Raw genomic sequence first — 767 nt, 5'->3', positions numbered from 1 at the left:
CGCCCAGTTCGCGAGCGCCGCCCGCACACCACCGTGGGCACATGCCAGAGCGAACGCGCGAAGGGCATTGAGAGGCAAGCGGTCCATGGCCTAAAGAATAGACCAGGTCGGTGCAGGCGCGCACCAGTATCTGGCTCAAGAATGGGGGTATCAGATGAAGGCGCAACCCTATGATCTTCAACTCATTCGCCGGTGCTGCGGGCGTGGTATTCGTGGCTGCATTAAGCCCGGGGCCGAATAATATCGTGGTGCTTCGGGCAGCAGCGGCTGGGGACGGCTCCCGCCCCTGGCCGGCCATTGGTGGCGTTGTCTGCGGGGGAATCGCGATGCTGGCAGGCACCATTGCGGCGGGTTCTGCCGTGCTAACGACGCCTCATTTTCGTTTGGGTGTCGCCATTGCGGGCGCCACCTACCTAGCTTGGCTAGGACTCACAATGATGCGTGGCTCGGCGAGCCCAGGCAAAGACTCTCCCCTGCCAGCTGGGTTCTATGGCGTGTTTGTGTTCCAGTTCTTGAACCCCAAAAGCTGGGTGATGGTTCTGTCCCTCGTTGCCGCGTTTCCACCAATGGGTGGGGCAATGACGTTTGCCTGGCTGGCGCCCATCTTTGTGGTGATTCCCACCGCATGCCTGCTCTTGTGGGCGGTAGCAGGTCGCCGTCTTGCCGGGATTCTGCGCACACCTGAATCGCAGCGTCGATTCGACCGAGCGATGGGCGCTGCGTTGATCACGGCTGCGGCCCTTCTTTTGCTTTGATACCCAAGGAGC

Annotated in this window: 1 protein-coding gene; it reads left to right on the top strand. The window is 61.5% G+C overall.

What is annotated here, in order from left to right; genetic code table 11:
• Nucleotides 1–170 precede the first annotated feature (170 nt).
• Nucleotides 171–755 (top strand): LysE family translocator, encoded by a 585-nt coding sequence (locus AC1DQP_RS21155; RefSeq protein WP_457322007.1) that lies wholly within the window; start codon nt 171–173, stop codon nt 753–755.
• The last annotated feature ends 12 nt before the right edge of the window (nt 756–767 follow it).

The sequence above is a fragment of the Stenotrophomonas sp. P5_A8 genome (assembly GCF_056400545.1).
The sequence above is the reverse complement of the archived record's forward strand: the minus strand, read 5'-3'. Positions and strand labels throughout refer to the sequence as shown.